This is a genomic window from Ammonicoccus luteus (assembly GCF_050880385.1).
In the GTDB taxonomy this organism is placed as follows: Bacteria; Actinomycetota; Actinomycetes; order Propionibacteriales; family Propionibacteriaceae; genus Enemella.
The window spans coordinates 825605-841238 of the sequence record NZ_JBNZCI010000001.1 but is presented as its reverse complement, the minus strand read 5'-3'; the positions used below and the strand labels follow the sequence as shown (position 1 = coordinate 841238).

The window sequence follows — 15634 nt, the reverse complement described above, 5'->3', positions numbered from 1 at the left end:
TCCTATCAGTCGAAATGGATGGTGAACGTGCCGTGCTCGCCATAGTCGGCCGTAACCGACGTGCCGGCGTCCACGGCGATCATGCGGGTGAAGCTTCCGGGCAGGACAACCTGACCGGCCTTCAGGGTCACACCCTGTTCACCAAGGGTGTTCGCGAGCCACTGCAGCGGTGCTGCGGGGTGGCCCATGACATCGGCGCCTGTTCCCTCACCCACGACCTCACCATTGACGGTGAGCTTGCAGGTCATGTTGATGAGGTCGTTCTTGTCGATGTCGATCGGTTCCTTCGACCACGCGATCGCGCCGTAGGAAGCGTTGTCGGCGACCGTGTCCACCAAATGGATGTTCCAGTCGGCGACGCGGGAGTCAACGATTTCGATTGCCTTGTGCACGGTGCCGATGGCGTCGACAGCCTGCTCAAGAGTTACCCCCGGCCCGGCCAGGTCGTCCTTCAGATAGAAGGCCAACTCCGGTTCGATCCGCGGCTGGAGGAAATCCTGCGAGTTGAAGTGCGCATCATCGTTGCCGATGAAGCGCGGGTCGTCGGTCATGAACCCGAAGTCCGGGCTGTCCACACCGAGCTGCTTCTGCATGGCCAAAGAGGTCAGACCGATCTTGCGGCCGATGATCTTCTCACCGCGGGCGAGCAGGGCCTTTTCCTGGATCTGCTGAATCGCGTAGGCATCATCAATGTTCATGTTCTCAAGGCTGTCCCGCAATGGGGGGATAGCCTTTTTGGTCGCGTACGCTTCCAGCAGTGCATCGGCCAACTGCTGATGCTGCGCCTTACGGTCGGACATGGAGTTCCTCCTCGTTGATGACTACTCCGTCGTGTGGACGAAGGAGCCAACTGCCAGGCAGTGCAATGACTTTAAGCACATCCCGGCTGTCCGGCGCGATCCGTTCCGGGGAACGAAACGCGGCACTTCGTCCACGCGTGCTGGTCGAGCCCGTGAGTCGCAGCTCCGTCCCAGCAGCCCAATCCCACTAGTCGCGCGGGATTTGCGCAAGGTCCGACCCCCGCGCGTGGCCATCAGATGTCCGCTCTGTGGGCGGGATCACTGCCGCGACAGCCGTCATCGCCATCGTGAGCAGGGCTCCAGCGCCCCCGACAAGCTTTTCGGCTAGACCCCATCGGGCGAACTCGAGAGGATCGGGTCCGGCATAGGCGACCGTCCAGAACGGCTCGGTGATCAGCCAGGTCGTCGCCAGCAGGCCGACCACCCGGAGGGCCCGTGGCACGCCCGGCCGCAGCAGCGCCACCCCGAGCGGCAGGGCCCAGACGAAATAGTGATTCCAGGCAACGGGGAGGGCCGACAATGCGGCGAGACCGCACAGGCTCGCGCCCAGCAGCACGTGCCCGCGACGCACGGCCCGGATTGCGGCGAGCAAACCCAGCAGGGTGAAGGCCACCCCGATCAGGATGCCGATGCGGGTCAGCGTTGGGTCCAGCCCGACGAAGCGCTGCCAGGCGCTGGCCCATGACTGGTTGTGCATCCAGCCGCGGGGATCGGGGAAGAACTCGAGTCCGCCGAGTGCGACCTGCGTCCAGTAGTGCCACGACTGTCTCGGCGACACGACGAACCCGAGCAGGCAGGCGGCACCGGTGGTGAGGGTGGCCACGACCGCGGCCCGGCGGCGACCGGTGAACCACAGCAGGGGAATGAAGAGCCCCGGTGTGAGCTTGATCGCCGTCGCGATGCCGATGAGGACCCCGGCGGGGAGCAGCCGGTCACGACCGGCCAGTCGTGCCCGCAGCGCCGGGAACCGAGCCAGCCAGGAGAGGATCAGCCCGCGACCGGGCGCGATGTCGAGCAGACACATCACCATCAGCAGCACGGAGATCTGCCCCAGCCCGATCGTGCTCCGGATCGGGCCCGCGATGAAGATGCACACCATCGTGGCGAAGGCGATGTGCCAGCCGCGCAGCCGCAGCCTGTGGAGGAGCGCCAACAGGCCGCCGACGGTCAGCGCCAGCCAGCCGAATTGGACCAGGCCACGGGGCAGCACCCCGAGCGGCACGGCCAGCAGCGCGGCGAACGGCGGATAGAGGAACGGCCACTGGCCCTCATCAGCAACATAAAGCGGCTCTTGGGCGATGAACGCCCGCGCGGCGCGGAGATAGACCTCGAAGTCGGCCATGGCGGGATCCCAGCCCACGAACGCATGCACATCGGCGTCCGTGATCGCCGCGCACCACGCGGCTGCGCCGACGGCCAGGACGAGGCTGCCGGTCACCATTGTGGCGCGGTGGTGCCAGAAGCGCGCCAGTCGTGGGGCGGGATCCCCCCGCGTACGCAGACCTGCGCGCGCGTCGAGCAGACCGATCACGGCCAGTCCCAGCGCGAGCAGCGGGACGCCGGCGGTGACCAAACGCTCGACGAGGTCGAACTCCGCGACAGGTTTGAAACGGGGCAGCGCACCCAACGGGTCGGCGAGGATCCACGCCAGGGCGAACATGACGACGATCGATAGACCGATCGGCGTGCGGCGATCGTGCGCGGCAACCTCGCCGGACGACGTCCTGGCGATGGTCACAGCGACAACCGGGAGCAGGATCCACACCAGATCCGGGTTGGGCAGCAACGGCGACGCGACGAGCACGCCCACCGTCGCCATCGTCACGGCCAGCCACGGCCGGTCGAGTCGATCCCACCAGACGGCAGCGGCGATTGCCGCCGCCCCGGCCACGATCATGAGCGCGAGGGCCGGCCAGCGTGCCTCCGGACCGAACAGGCGCAAGGCGGCCCCGAGCATCGAGTGATTGGAGGACGAGAGCGTGGACTCGCGGACGGCGAGACGCGCTGGCATGACCTCGGTCCAGAACACCAGGGTCATCCGGGGCAGCGCCGCAGCCGCTGTCAGGGATGCCGCGGCGAGCGTGCCAAGGGCGAGCACGCCCGACCGTCGCTCGCGCAGCAGGAGCACGGCGAGGAAAGGCCAGGTGAAGGGCCACACCGCGGTAGCCAGGCCGGTGAGCAGCCCCCGCGGGAGCCAGCGCGGGCGTCGCTGCCAGTCGACCAGGTCGATCACCAGCGCGAGCATGATCAGCCAGGTCAGCCGCCCCTGCGTCATGGCGACGCGACCCGGCGGCACCGTGACCACGATCGCCGCCAGCAGGGAGAGGGCGAAACCCTGCACCCCGGCTCGCCGAAGCAGACCCAGCACGGCGAGTGCGCACAGGGCGCCCCACCCGAGGTGGAGCACCGGATCGTTGAACGGCACCGACAGAACGGTCCCGAGCGCACCGACCGGCGACAGGAGGAACTGCCCGGGAATCGCCGCCGTATAGAAAGGCTCACCGCCCAGCACCGCCCGCCCGACGGCCTGATAGCCGTGGAGATCGGTGCCGTGGCGGGGATCCATCACCACGCCCCAGCTCGCCCACGCGGCCGCCAGCACCGGCAGCACTAGCCACGCGAGCTCGCGCAGTCCCTGCGGCAAATTGGCCGGGCGGTCGACGGTGGGGAGTGCGGACATGCCGGTCATCGTTGCAGATCGGTCCGACACACCGACACGCCCGCGCATGGGCCGAAACCGTCGGTCGCGCGCCATATCTTTCTGCCATGACGGTGGGTCCGGCCACCGATCGAGAACAGGGAGACCCGAATGACGGCTTTGGTCCGGCGCCTGCTGCGCTTGGGCGGGATGATGCTGGTCCTGCTCGCGCTGCTCATCCCGACGCAGGCGACCGCCGCGCCTCCGGTGGTGGGTGCCATCGGTGATCGGTGGCAACAAGTGAGGCACATGGTCGGCGAGCCGCTGGGGCCCGAGTTCTGCGGTCTCGTGCAGGGTGGCTGCGGGCAGCGCTTCGAGCGTGGTTCGATTTATTGGACGCCCCGCACGGGGGCGCAGGAAATCCGTGGTGCGATCCGCGACATCTGGGGTGCGAACGGCTGGGAGCGTGGCATCTCGGGCTATCCGACCTCCGGGGAGTTCTGCGGACTGCGCGACGGTGGCTGCGGTCAGCGCTTCCAGAACGGCAACATCTATTTCCATCCTCGCCATGGCACCTATCGCATCTTCGGCGCGATCTTCGACGGCTATTCGCGCATCGGATGGGAGAACTCGTCGATCGGTTATCCCGCGGCTGGTGAAGCCTGCGGGCTCCGCCAGGGCGGGTGTTTCCAGCGGTTCGCGAACGGATTTATGTATTGGTCGCCCGCCTCCGGCTCCTTTGCCGTGACCGGACGGATCTATGACCATTGGGCGGCCAACGGCTGGGAGGCCGGCCGCTATGGCTATCCGACCTCCAACGAGTCGTGCCGCACCGAGGGCGGCGTCCGCATCTGTGACCAGAGTTATCAGCGCGGTCGCATCACCTGGCGCAGCGATCGCGGCATCGTCACCCCGACTCCAGGAGGGGGCCGGGTCGACTGTTCGGTGCAGCGCTGCATTGCTCTGACCTATGACGACGGTCCCGGGGTGCACACGAACCGGCTCCTCGACACCCTGGGCCGGAACAATGCCAAGGCAACCTTCTTCCTCGTCGGCGATCGTGTTTCGTCGAACGCCGGCACCGTGCGCCGCATGCGCGACATGGGCATGGAGATCGGCAACCATTCGCGCAGCCACCCCGACCTGACCGGGCTCGGTTCCGCAGGCATCCGGTCCCAGCTCGCCGACACGCAGGCCCGGATCCGGACGGCCTCGGGCGTGACCCCGACCGTTTTCCGCCCGCCCTACGGTGCACGGAATGCCACGGTCGACAGCGTGGCCCGGGAACAGGGCATGAGCGTGATCATCTGGAACGTGGACACCTGGGACTGGCGCGATCGCAACGCCTCGACCGTCTCCAGTCGAGTTCTCAGTCAGGCACAGCCAGGGTCGATCGTCCTCATGCATGACATTCACAGCACCACGGTCGATGCCGCACCCGCGATCGTGGCGGGGCTCAAGGCCCGTGGCTATGAACTCGTCACCGTCAGCGAACTCCTGGGCGGGACGCAGCCGGGCCGGGTCTATACGGCCCGCTGACCCCGTCCGGGGGCTGTTGAAGCGGCTGGGTGCCGGAACACATCCAGCCGGACGGCGACGGTCGTCGCGATCGAGGTTTCGGGACGCCCTGCCGGCTGTGTGTGGAAGGCGTTCGGGCCCATGCCGATCAAGTGCCGCTGCTCGTCCGGGGACAGGTCGATCCGATAACAGAGGTCCTCGTGCCGATCGTGGGTGAGGCACGTGCGGGCCTCGGCGAGCAGCCGCTCGTGCTTGCCTTCCTCGATCGTCATGAGGCCGGCGGTGTGGCGTACCTCCGCCAGGTGGGCGGGCAGCGGAGTGACCACCAGAACCCGGCCCGACGGGGCACAGATTCGGGCGAACTCCTCGAGATTGCGGGGGGCGAAGACAGCCAGAACGGTGTCGGCTATCCCGGAGCGGATCGGCAGGCCGGCCCAGGTATCGGCGACGACCGCTCCGATGCGGGGGAGTTTGGCGGCGCGGCGGGAGGCATAGGTCGAGACGTCGGTCGCGAGGCCCCGCGCTCCGGGTGCGGTCCGAGCGAGGCGGGAGACGACGGCGTCGAGGTAGTAGCCGGTCCCGGCGCCCGCCTCCACGGCCACCGACCCGACGGCCGCGGAGGCCACTAGCTCGGCGATCGGCGCGTAGTGCCCGGCAGCCAAGAACGCGACGCGGTCGGCCACCATGGCGGCGGTGTCCGCATTCGCGCCGGCAGAGCGACGCAGCAGGTTGAGCTGACCCTGCCGTGCGACGTCGAACCGGTGACCGGCCGGACACCCGGCCGTGCCGCCGGTCAACGTGAGTTCACCCGTGCAGTGCGGGCAGTGCAGCAGATCGATGACGTCGGTGAGCAATGGGACACCGCCGGATCAGGAGGTGAGGCTGTCCGGGGTTCGCGCGGGTCCTTCCGCAGCGGTGCCGGCTCGCCGATTCCGCCGTTCGCGCAGGTCGCCGCGAATGAAGATGACCAAGCCGGTCAGGCCGATGAGGGCGAAGAGGAACCACTGCATGGCGTACCAAAAATGCGGTCCGTCGGAGATCTCCGGCAGGGCCAAGGTCTCGAACTCCGCCTGCTGCGCCGGGTTCATCTCCAGCGTCGCGATCCAGCCGTCGAGGACGGGGTAGGGCAGGGTCCGGCCGATCGCAGGAGCATTGATGAGTCGCACCATGCCCTCGTTCGGGTCGATTGCCTGGGGTTTGCCCTGCTCACTGCGTCGCACATGTCCCATGACGGTGACCTGCCCGGCGGGTGGTGCCGGCAGTGTGGTGGGGATTCCCCGGCCACCCGGGACATGAATGAATCCACGGTTGACCAGGACCGTCTGGCCCGTGGTCGTGCGCAAGGGAGTGACGACCTCGAAGCCTGGTTGGGAGTTGTTGAAGCGATATCGAACCTGGAACTGATGCTCGGCATCGAACGTGCCGGTCGCGATCACACGCTGCCACTGGTCCGCGTCGGTGATCGTCACCCCCGGCGCGAAGACTTGGTCGAACGGCTTCGGCGCGGCGGCTTCGTTGGCGAGAATCGCGTCGTTCCGGGCGTGGCGCTGATCCAGGCGATCGAGTTGCCACCGACCCAGGAACACGAAGGTGACGCCCAGCACGATCACGAAGAGTGCGAGCGCGATCCACCGTTTCCAGAGCCTGTTCACCCGGCCACCCTACTCGGGCGGGCGGACGCCTCAGTCCTCCCGAACAGTCTCCGGCTGGGTCTCGACAGTCTCCGGCTGGGTCTCGCTCGCTCTGCTCAGGCAGACCTCGGTCGCGCGCGCGGCCGCAGCACCAAGGGATGTGCCGCGGCCGACGGCGACGCCGACCAAGAAGGTGGTGAGTGGCGCGGCAGGCCGCAGAACCTCGTGCGCCGCATCGCGGGCGAGGTCCAAGATGATGTGCATCGACTCCTCGTCGATCGTGAGCCCGGTCGCCAGTTCGTCGGACAACGTGTTGACCCAGGTCTCCAGGTTGGTGTTCTGGTCGTCGCTCATGCTGTTCCTTCCCGAGCAACCCTGTGCGGCTTCGGCCATCTGCGCCTCCGCCGGTTGCTCGTCGGTGCCCGGCCGTGCGGCCAGGGCAGATCAACGGCTCGATGATGTCACGCGGGCCTGCGGTTCGGGCCACCGCCCCGATCTGGCCCAGTGGCGGATGCGACCTAGACTCGTCCCTATGTCCGAATCGACCCCGTTGCGCCTCACCGACAGCCATGGCCGGGTCGCCACCGACCTCAGAATCTCCCTGACCGACCGCTGCAACCTGCGCTGCACTTATTGCATGCCTGCAGAGGGGTTGCCGTGGTTGCCCAAGGACGAGGTGCTGACCGACGGTGAGTTGGTTCGCCTCGCCGGAATCGGCGTCGAGCACCTCGGCATCCGGACGATCCGCCTTACTGGCGGCGAACCTCTGCTGCGCGCCGGACTTGAAGCGCTGGTCGCCGAGCTGGCCACTTTGCGTACGCCTTCGGGAGACAAGCCCGGCCTCGCGCTCACGACCAACGGCATCGGATTGGCTGACCGGGCCGATGCCCTTGTGGCCGCCGGGCTGGACCGCCTCAACGTGTCGCTCGACACCCTGGATCCCGAGACCTTCAAGACCCTGACCCGCAGGGACCGGCTCGCGGACGTGCTGGCCGGCATCGACGCGGCCGTGGCCTCCGGCCTCGCTCCAGTGAAGATCAACGCCGTTCTCATGCGCGGCATCAACGATCACGAGGCCCCGGGCTTGGTCGCCTGGGCAGGGGAGAAGGGGGTCCAGCTCCGTTTCATCGAGCAGATGCCGCTGGACGCCCAGCACGGCTGGCGCCGGTCCGAGATGGTGACCGCGGACGAGATCCACGCGAAGCTGTCCGGACGGTTCGACTTGGTGGAGGACCCGGTGGACCGCGTTACGCGAGGAGCGGCGCCGGCGGAGTTGTTCCGGGTGGGGAGTACGCCGCAGCGCGTCGGGATCATCGCCGCTGTCACCCGCCCGTTCTGTGGTGCATGTGACCGAGTGCGTCTGACCAGCGACGGTCAGTTGCGCACCTGTCTGTTTTCGCGCGAGGAATCAGATTTGCGGGGACCGCTGAGGGCGGGCGTCAGCGATCGCGAGATCGCTGAGCGGTGGGTCATCGCGGTGCGGGGCAAGCTCCCGGGTCATGGGATCGACGATCCGACATTCCTTCAGCCGGACCGGCCGATGAGCGCGATCGGCGGCTGATCGGACCCCCCCGCGCTCAGTCCTCGACGACCTCGCCATCGACGATCTCCGTCGCCTCTTTGGGGAGCGCCCGCCGATATTCGGGTTCGCCATGCTCGATGGGCTGCAGCTTGGCACTGCGCTTCTCCACCGCGTTCGCGAACAGCACTGCGATCGCGGGCAGGAACGCGGCGCCGGCGATGAGGACCAACCGGAAGACGTTGTTCGGGACGAAGATCATCGCGATGAAGCACGCCACCCGGAAGCTCATCGTGATGAGATAACGGATCTCCCGGCCCTGCAGGTCTCGGGATCGACCGTGCCGGGCGTCGGTGATGACCGCGTCCGCACCAAGGCGGCGCGTGGCACGCACCGATCGCCCACCTGCCATCCGTCCACCATACGCCGGAGCAGCCGGAGCAGACAGCGATGGCCGCGGTGGGACCCGCGGCTTTGACAGCAGCGCTCAAAGGTTGTTCTGTGGCAAGGTTGCCCCCATGACTGCCTCCGAGTCCCAGCCCGCGCGTTCCGTCCTCGTCACCGGGGGAAGCAAGGGCATCGGCCGCGCCATCGCCGAACACTTCGCCGCCGCCGGACACAAGGTCGCCGCGACCTATCGCAGTGGCGGGGTGCCCGACGGCGTTCTGGGCGTCCAGTGTGATGTCACCGACGCCGACCAGGTCGATGCCGCGTTCAAGCAGGTCGAGGAGGCCCACGGCCCCGTCGAGGTCCTGATCGCGAATGCCGGCGTCACGGCGGACAACCTGATGGTGCGCATCTCGGACTCCGACTGGGACAAGGTCATCGAAACCAACCTGACCGGGAGCTTCCGCGTCGCCCGCCGCGCCGCCCGCGCAATGATGCGTGCCCGGTTCGGCCGGATCATCTTCATCTCGTCCGTCGTCGGGCTGCTCGGCTCGGCCGGCCAGGTGAACTATGCGGCATCGAAGTCCGGTCTCGTCGGCATGGCCCGCTCGATCGCCCGAGAACTCGGCTCGCGCAACGTCACCGCCAACGTGGTGGCCCCGGGCTTCATCGAGACCGACATGACCGCGGTGCTGTCCGAGGAGCAAGTGAAGGCCTATCAGGGCCAGATCCCTCTCGGGCGCCTCGGTCAGGTCGCCGACATCGCGGCCGCGGTCGAATATCTCGCGTCCGACAACGCCGGCTATATCACGGGTGCGGTCATCCCGGTCGACGGCGGCCTGGGCATGGGGCACTGACCCACTCTTCTCCAGCAGCAGAACCAGAAGGACACATCCATGGGAATTCTCGACGGCAAGAACGTGCTGGTCACGGGCCTGACGCACAACACCTCGATCGCCTATGAGGTCGCACGCCTGGCCCAGGCGGAGGGCGCCAGCGTGGTGGTGTCCAATTTCGGTCGCGCGATGAGCCTGTCCAATCGAGTGATCAAGAAGCTCGATCCGGTGCCGGCGCTGCTGGAGATCGACGTCACCGATGACGACCATCTCGCTACTCTCGCCGACCGCCTGCGTGAGGCCGGCATGGAACGCGTCGACGGAGTCGTGCACTCGATCGCGTTCGCCAACGCCGCCACCTCGATGGGCGGGAAGTTCCTCGAGGCCCCCGGCGCGGACGTGGACGCGGCGGTGCGCGTGTCGGCCTATTCCCTCGTCTCCCTCGCGATGGCCTGCAAGCCGCTCATGACCGAGGGCGGCTCCGTGGTGGGCCTGACGTTCGACGCGACGGTCGCCTGGCCGGCGTACGACTGGATGGGCGTCGCGAAGGCCGCCCTCGAGTCCACCAGCCGTTATCTCGCCCGCTATCTCGGCCCCGAGGGCATCCGCTCCAACCTGGTCGCCGCCGGCCCGCTGGAGACGATCGCCAAGAAGGCGATCCCTGGCGCCGAGGCATTCAACGAGGTGTGGGGTCAGCGGGCGCCGCTCGGCTGGGACCCGAAGGACAACGGACCCACGGCCAAGGCCGTTATCGCCCTGCTCAGCGATTTCTTCCCGGCGACCACCGGCGAGATCGTGCACGTCGACGGCGGTCTGCACGCGGTCGGCGCCTGAGCCATCACCGCCGCTCGACGCCGGTCCAGCTGACCGCCGTCACCAGCGCGTTGTCCGCTGCATCGCGGAGGGCGCTGAGCGCTTGGCGCCGTGCCCCGGCGCCAAGCGTGTGCAGGGTGATCCCATCGTCGGTCAACGCCACCTCCAGGGCATGCACCAACTGCCAGGCCCGCGCCACGGTCTGTTGGGCCCGGCGGCCATAGACCGGCGGCAGGACGGGCGGCGGAGCGATCTCGGGTCGCTCGGCTGTGCCGAGGGGCAGGTCTGCGAGCGTACGCCCCGCCTGCACCACAGACTCGCGAAGGTGACGGTCCGCCTCGCTCGCATCACCCACGGCGCCGGGCCGGTTCGCGGGCAGGATCGTCCACTGGATTGCCGGGCCAACCGGTTGGGGTACCCACGCCACCCCGCCCGACTGGGCGATCACCGCGGCGCCCACCTCCAGGGCGAGAGTGGTCAGTTCGACCGGCCCGGTGAGCGGTGCAAGCCGTCCCGGGCGCGGGGTCACCAGAAGCCAGTCGCAGTCGAACAGCAGGAGGGCAGCCCCCATGGCCGCCTCGAGCTCGCTAGCACTGAACGGGTCCAGCCCGAGGAGCCCGTGCCCGTCGATCACGTGATGCGCCGCGTGGTCGCCGGTGACCGCGTGGGCAGCGACCTCGGCGCTCAGCGCGGAGTGTCGACAGGCGTTGAGGTGCGCGGTCAGTGAGATAGCGGCGGACAGGGGCACGGGAAGAGGGTACGCGGCGCATGTGGTCCTGCGTCGACCAATCGCGAGTTGATAGGTTGACGCCCATGGCCGCAGTGGTGGATCTCGTCGATGTCAGCCTCGTCCGAAACGGGGCGACCCTTCTCGATGGCATCACCTGGCAGGTGGGTGAGGAAGACCGATGGGTCATCATCGGCCCCAACGGTGCGGGGAAGACCACGCTAATGCAGATCATCGGCGGCCACCTGCACCCCAGCTCCGGCACCGCAGAGTTGCTGGGCGAACGCCTCGGCCGGGTTGATGTGTTCGAGTTGCGCCCTCGCATCGGGGTCACCTCTGCCGCGCTGGCCGAGCGGATCCCCCGCGGCGAACGGGTGCACGATGTCGTGATCACCGCGGCTTATGCCGTGAGCGGTCGCTGGCGGGAGCAATATGACCCGATGGACGCCGAGCGCGCTGACGAGTTGCTGGACTTGCTGCGGGTGGACCACCTCGCCGATCGCACCTTCGGCACCCTTTCGGAGGGTGAACGGAAACGCGTGCAGATCGCGCGGGCGCTGATGACCGATCCGGAACTGTTGTTGCTGGACGAACCCGCAGCAGGACTTGACGTGGCCGGACGGGAAGCCTTGGTCGCGACCCTGACCGAGCTCGCGCAGGACCCGTATGCACCGGCCACCGTGCTGGTCACCCATCACGTCGAGGAAATCCCGGTCGGGATGACCCACGCCCTCTTGTTGAAGCAGGGCGCCATCGTGGCAGCCGGGCCGCTGCACGAGACGCTGACGGACGGGAATCTGTCCGAGACTTTCGACATCGACCTCGAGCTCACCGAACGCGCGGGTCGCTGGACGGTCCGAGCCGTCTGAGCGGGCCGCACGATGCCCGTCAACCTCAACGACTGGCTCGGCGATCACGTCTGGGCGTGGTGGCTCTGCCTGTTCGTCCTGGTGGTTACTGCTGCCGTGCTCGCTCGCAGCCGGATCGTTCTTGCTGCGGCTGGGGGGCCGGCGGCGGCCGGCGGCGTTGCGGCGTTCGTCCCGGATCGGTTCTGGGTGCAGGCTGGAGTCTGTGTGGTCGTCAGCGTGGTCCTGGTCGTGGTCGTGCGTGTCGTCGAACGGCGTAATCCTGGTGCCGGCACTCCTGCCCGACGGGCAGCCCCGTGATCATCGCGATCGATGTCCCCGGCGATGAACGGCTGGCCGACTATGTGCGATTGCGGGACGTGTCCCTGCGCCGGCACCTGGAAAGTGCCGAGGGGTTGTTCATCGCCGAGGGCGAGAAGGTCATTCGGCGCGCGGTCGAAGGCGGCTATCGGCCCCGTTCGTTCCTGTTGGCAGAGCGTTGGCTCGCGTCGCTGAACGACGTGGTGGCGGCCCATCCCGACGTGCCCGTCTATCTCGTGACCGAGGAACTGGCCGAGCAGGTGACCGGATTCCATGTCCATCGGGGAGCCCTGGCTTCCCTGCACCGAGAGACCCGCCACCGTGCCGTGGACCTGCTCGGGCTGCGCAGGCTTGTCGTGCTGGAGGACATCGTCGATCACACGAACGTCGGGGCGATTCTGCGGTGCGCGGCCGGACTCGGCTGGGACGGCGCGCTGCTCGCGCCCAGAGCCGCTGATCCGCTCTATCGCCGCTCGATCAAGGTCGCGATGGGGGCGGTGTTCTCGCTGCCGTGGGCGCGGCTCGATGACTGGTCCGGTGCGGTGGGGATGCTCCGCGACGCGGGCTATCGGGTGATCGCCCTCGCCCTGACGCCCGACGCCCGGGAACTCGATGACGTCGCCCGCTCGCTGGGCGTGGACGACAAGGTGGCGATTCTGCTCGGCACCGAGGGTGCCGGTCTCTCCGAGCGCTGGGTCAGCGAGGCGGATGAGGTGGCCGTCATCCCGATGCAGGCGGGGATCGATTCGCTGAACGTGGCAGCCGCTGCGGCCGTCGCGTGCTATGCCCTGCGCTGACCCGGTCGTGGCGTCGGGCAGGATCAGGGCATGGCGAACCTTCGGATCGGACTGGTCGGATATGGCCTCGGCGGGCGCCTTTTCCACGCCCCGTTCATCGCAGGGGCGGAGGGGGTCGACCTCGTCGGCGTGGTGACGCGCTCACCGGAACGTCGGGCTGAGCTGGCGGGCGACTTCCCCGGGGTGCCGGCCTTCGACTCGCTGACCCATCTCCTGGCCGCGGGCGTGGACGCCGTCGTCATCACGACCCCGCCGGCGACGCGGCGGGAACTGGTGCTGGAGGCGGTCGATCGCGGCGTCGCGGTAGTGGCCGACAAGCCGTTCGCGCCCGACGCGCGCGGTGGTCGCGAGCTCGTGGCGGCAGCCGAGCACGCGGGCGTGCCGTTGGGCGTGTTCCACAATCGGCGGTGGGACACCGACATCCGGACGCTCGGCGCCCTGCTGGTCGGCGGGGAACTCGGCCAGGTCTGGCGTTTCGAGTCGCGGTTCGACATCGACGACCCGACGACGATCGATCCAGGCCCCGACGGTGGCCTGCTGCGGGACCTCGGCACGCACGTGGTGGACCAAGCGTTGTGGCTTTTCGGGCCGGTGACCGAGGTGTACGCCGCCCTCTCCTGGATCGATCGACCGGAGGGGCCGACGGATGCAGGGTTCACGATGACTCTGCGCCACGCAGGCGGCGTGGTCTCCAACCTGTCGGCCAGCAAAGCCAATCACGCAGCTGGCCGTGAGCTGCGGATCTATGCCGAACGCGGCAGCTATCACTCGGCGATGACCGATGTTCAGTTCGCGGCGGTGTTGGAGGGCCGGCGTCCGGTCCACGAGGGCGATGCGTGGGGTGTCGAGGTCGAGGAGCGCTGGGGCACCCTGCGGACGGCAGCGGGGGAGCGCCGGGTGCCATCGGAGCGGGGCGCATATCAGGATTACTACACGCAGTTTGCTCGGGCCGTGGCTGGCACAGAGCGACTGCCGGTCAGCGGCGCGGAAGCGGTGGCGACTCTGGAAGTGCTGGACGCGGCACGCGTCAGCGATCGCGAGCGACGGGTAGTGCTTCTCGGGTGAGCAGGGCTCTGCTCAGCTTGCGGCCTGTTTCGGCGAGATCGGCCAGTCCTCGAGATAGCGCTCGGCGAGTTCCTCGTGCTGGGCATAGAGCTTCTTGCGGGCCCTCGAGGACAGGCGGTCCCCGAACACGGTTCCATTGAGGTGGTCTGTCTCGTGCTGCAGGCAGCGCGCCAGCAGCCCCGTGCCCTCGATCGTGATGTCGTTGCCGTCGACGTCCTGACCGGTGCAGGTCGCCCTGTCGGGCCGGGCCAGCGGCTGATAGGCACCCGGCAACGACAGACAGCCCTCCTCGGCCGCCTCCAACTTGCGGTCGCGTCCCTCGGGCAACGTCACCACTGGGTTGCAGACCACGCCGACATGGCGGACCTCGTTGTCGTCCGGGCAGTCGAAGACGAACACGGCCAGGTCCACGCCGACCTGTGTGGCAGCCAATCCGACGCCCGCTGCCGCCTTCATGGTGGCGAACATGTCGCGGACCAGAGTCCGGAACTCCTCGTCGGTGAAGTCGGTCACCGGTCTGGTCTTGGCGTGCATCACCGGCGTACCCCACCGCGTGATGGGCCGCACCGACCCGCCTTCGGTCAAATCAGTGCGGGGAGTCGGCTCAGCGGTCATGTGCGTGTCCTCGGGTCAAGAAGCCAGGTCGGAGCGCATCGTATCGTTCCCTGACCCACCCCGCACCGCCCGTGAGCAGCGGGTGCCGCCCACCGCTGCGGCGCGCCGCTGTCCCGTCACCGCGGCTGCGACGCACACTGGAGACGATGAGCGAACCGAGGGACGAGACCGAAGACACCGCTCAGGGATCGGCAGCGGATGAACTCCCGGCGGAACTGACCCGAATGCTGCTCACCTATGTCGCCTTCCTGGAGCGGGAACGCCGGCTGTCCCCGCACACCGTTCGCGCCTATGCGGGTGACCTCACCCATCTCTTCCGGCATGTCCATGCGCTCGGGCGCACGGATCTCACCACGGTCGACCGCAGGCACCTGCGGAACTGGTTGGCTCAGCAGGGCGCGCTCGGCGCCGAGCGGACCACGCTGCAGCGGCGTGCGGCTGCCGCGCGCGTCTTCTTCGCTTGGGCCCACGAGACCGGACGCATCCCGTCCGACCCGGCGCTGGGTCTGCGTTCCCCCAAGCTGCCCCGGCGTCTGCCCGCCACGCTCAGCCAGACCGAGGCCGACACGCTTCTGCGGTCCCTTGTCGCGCGGGCGGCCGAGGAGCCCGGTCCGGTCGGTTCGCGGGACGCGGCGCTCCTCGAAGTCCTGTACGCCACAGGGGTCCGGGTCGCCGAGCTCTGTGGCCTCGATCTCGATGATCTGGATCGGGACCGGCGCGTGATCCGCGTCATCGGCAAGGGCAACAAGGAACGAGCGGTGCCGATGGGGGCACCCGCCTGGCGCGCCGTCGAGACATGGCTCACGCAACGGCACGAGCTGGCCGGCCCCGACGCCGGCACGGCGGTGTTCGTCGGCGAGCGCGGCGGCCGGATCAACCCGCGCGTCGTGCGGCGCGTGGTCCACCGGGCACTGACCGCGGTGCCGGGCGCCCCGGACCTCGGCCCGCACGGACTGCGGCACGCGATGGCGACCCACCTGCTCGAAGGGGGTGCGGACCTCCGCAGCGTGCAGGAGATGCTCGGGCACGCATCGTTGGCGACGACACAGATCTATACCCACGTCACCAACGACCGGCTGCGCGCGGCCTTCGAGCAGGCGCACCCGCGCGCCTGAGCCGCCG

Annotated in this window: 17 protein-coding genes; 9 read left to right on the top strand and 8 right to left on the bottom strand. The window is 68.5% G+C overall.

Annotated elements, in window-relative coordinates; genetic code table 11:
• Positions 1-5: 5 nt before the first annotated feature.
• Both ACQ260_RS03925 and ACQ260_RS03920 read right to left on the bottom strand, forming a co-directional pair.
• Positions 6-800 carry a 2-keto-4-pentenoate hydratase gene (locus ACQ260_RS03925; protein WP_432558082.1) on the bottom strand — a complete coding sequence of 265 codons (795 nt, stop codon included), beginning with the start codon at positions 798-800 and terminating at the stop codon, positions 6-8.
• A 187-nt stretch (positions 801-987) separates the two neighbouring features.
• Positions 988-3480 carry a glycosyltransferase 87 family protein gene (locus ACQ260_RS03920; RefSeq protein ID WP_432558081.1) on the bottom strand — a complete coding sequence of 831 codons (2493 nt, stop codon included), beginning with the start codon at positions 3478-3480 and terminating at the stop codon, positions 988-990.
• Between the two features lie 129 nt (positions 3481-3609).
• On the opposite strand from ACQ260_RS03920, the gene ACQ260_RS03915 reads away from it, so the two are divergent.
• Positions 3610-4977 (top strand): polysaccharide deacetylase family protein, encoded by a 1368-nt coding sequence (locus tag ACQ260_RS03915; RefSeq protein WP_432558080.1) that lies wholly within the window; start codon positions 3610-3612, stop codon positions 4975-4977.
• Here the strand turns inward: ACQ260_RS03915 and ACQ260_RS03910 are convergent.
• Genes ACQ260_RS03910 through ACQ260_RS03900 form a run of 3 tightly spaced genes read right to left on the bottom strand, consistent with a single transcriptional unit; the run spans position 4962 to position 6941 of the window.
• Positions 4962-5810 (bottom strand): putative RNA methyltransferase, encoded by an 849-nt coding sequence (locus ACQ260_RS03910; protein WP_432558079.1) that lies wholly within the window; start codon positions 5808-5810, stop codon positions 4962-4964. The two genes, ACQ260_RS03915 and ACQ260_RS03910, sit on opposite strands and share 16 nt — an antisense overlap.
• Positions 5811-5825: 15 nt before the next feature.
• Entirely contained in the window at positions 5826-6608 is a 783-nt protein-coding gene (locus tag ACQ260_RS03905; protein ID WP_432558078.1) for an SURF1 family cytochrome oxidase biogenesis protein, read from the bottom strand.
• Between the two features lie 30 nt (positions 6609-6638).
• Positions 6639-6941 (bottom strand): DUF6457 domain-containing protein, encoded by a 303-nt coding sequence (locus tag ACQ260_RS03900; RefSeq protein ID WP_432558077.1) that lies wholly within the window; start codon positions 6939-6941, stop codon positions 6639-6641.
• Positions 6942-7119: 178 nt separating this feature from the next.
• Between ACQ260_RS03900 and moaA the strand changes: the two genes are divergently transcribed.
• Positions 7120-8148 carry a GTP 3',8-cyclase MoaA gene (gene moaA, locus ACQ260_RS03895; RefSeq protein WP_432558076.1) on the top strand — a complete coding sequence of 343 codons (1029 nt, stop codon included), beginning with the start codon at positions 7120-7122 and terminating at the stop codon, positions 8146-8148.
• A gap of 16 nt (positions 8149-8164) precedes the next feature.
• On the opposite strand, the gene ACQ260_RS03890 is transcribed toward moaA, so the two are convergent.
• The gene (locus ACQ260_RS03890; protein WP_432558075.1) at positions 8165-8518 is read right to left on the bottom strand and encodes a DUF3099 domain-containing protein; all 354 of its coding nucleotides are present in this window, start codon (positions 8516-8518) and stop codon (positions 8165-8167) included.
• Positions 8519-8624: 106 nt separating this feature from the next.
• Between ACQ260_RS03890 and fabG the strand changes: the two genes are divergently transcribed.
• On the top strand, positions 8625-9350 hold the full coding sequence (fabG, locus tag ACQ260_RS03885; protein ID WP_432558074.1) for a 3-oxoacyl-[acyl-carrier-protein] reductase: 726 nt from the start codon (positions 8625-8627) through the stop codon (positions 9348-9350).
• A 39-nt stretch (positions 9351-9389) separates the two neighbouring features.
• Positions 9390-10163 carry an enoyl-ACP reductase FabI gene (gene fabI / locus ACQ260_RS03880; RefSeq protein WP_432558073.1) on the top strand — a complete coding sequence of 258 codons (774 nt, stop codon included), beginning with the start codon at positions 9390-9392 and terminating at the stop codon, positions 10161-10163.
• 4 nt (positions 10164-10167) lie between these two features.
• On the opposite strand, the gene ACQ260_RS03875 is transcribed toward fabI, so the two are convergent.
• Positions 10168-10890, bottom strand: a complete 723-nt coding sequence (locus ACQ260_RS03875) for an Rv1486c family protein (RefSeq protein ID WP_432558072.1) — start codon at positions 10888-10890, stop codon at positions 10168-10170.
• A 65-nt stretch (positions 10891-10955) separates the two neighbouring features.
• On the opposite strand from ACQ260_RS03875, the gene ACQ260_RS03870 reads away from it, so the two are divergent.
• Genes ACQ260_RS03870 through ACQ260_RS03855 form a run of 4 tightly spaced genes read left to right on the top strand, consistent with a single transcriptional unit; the run spans position 10956 to position 13897 of the window.
• A complete protein-coding gene (locus tag ACQ260_RS03870; RefSeq protein ID WP_432558071.1) occupies positions 10956-11738 on the top strand; it encodes an ABC transporter ATP-binding protein in 783 nt (260 codons plus the stop codon).
• A 12-nt stretch (positions 11739-11750) separates the two neighbouring features.
• Positions 11751-12035 (top strand): hypothetical protein, encoded by a 285-nt coding sequence (locus tag ACQ260_RS03865; RefSeq protein ID WP_432558070.1) that lies wholly within the window; start codon positions 11751-11753, stop codon positions 12033-12035.
• Entirely contained in the window at positions 12032-12832 is an 801-nt protein-coding gene (locus tag ACQ260_RS03860; RefSeq protein WP_432558069.1) for a TrmH family RNA methyltransferase, read from the top strand. The genes ACQ260_RS03865 and ACQ260_RS03860 overlap by 4 nt, the downstream gene beginning before the upstream one ends.
• 30 nt (positions 12833-12862) lie before the next feature.
• Positions 12863-13897, top strand: coding sequence for a Gfo/Idh/MocA family protein (locus ACQ260_RS03855; protein ID WP_432558068.1), 1035 nt, complete (start codon positions 12863-12865; stop codon positions 13895-13897).
• 12 nt (positions 13898-13909) lie between these two features.
• Here the strand turns inward: ACQ260_RS03855 and def are convergent, their stop codons facing one another.
• Positions 13910-14512: a peptide deformylase gene (def, locus tag ACQ260_RS03850; RefSeq protein WP_432558067.1), complete on the bottom strand. Its 603-nt coding sequence runs from the start codon at positions 14510-14512 to the stop codon at positions 13910-13912.
• Positions 14513-14658: 146 nt separating this feature from the next.
• On the opposite strand from def, the gene ACQ260_RS03845 reads away from it, so the two are divergent.
• The gene (locus ACQ260_RS03845; RefSeq protein ID WP_432558066.1) at positions 14659-15627 is read left to right on the top strand and encodes a tyrosine recombinase XerC; all 969 of its coding nucleotides are present in this window, start codon (positions 14659-14661) and stop codon (positions 15625-15627) included.
• Positions 15628-15634 lie beyond the last annotated feature (7 nt).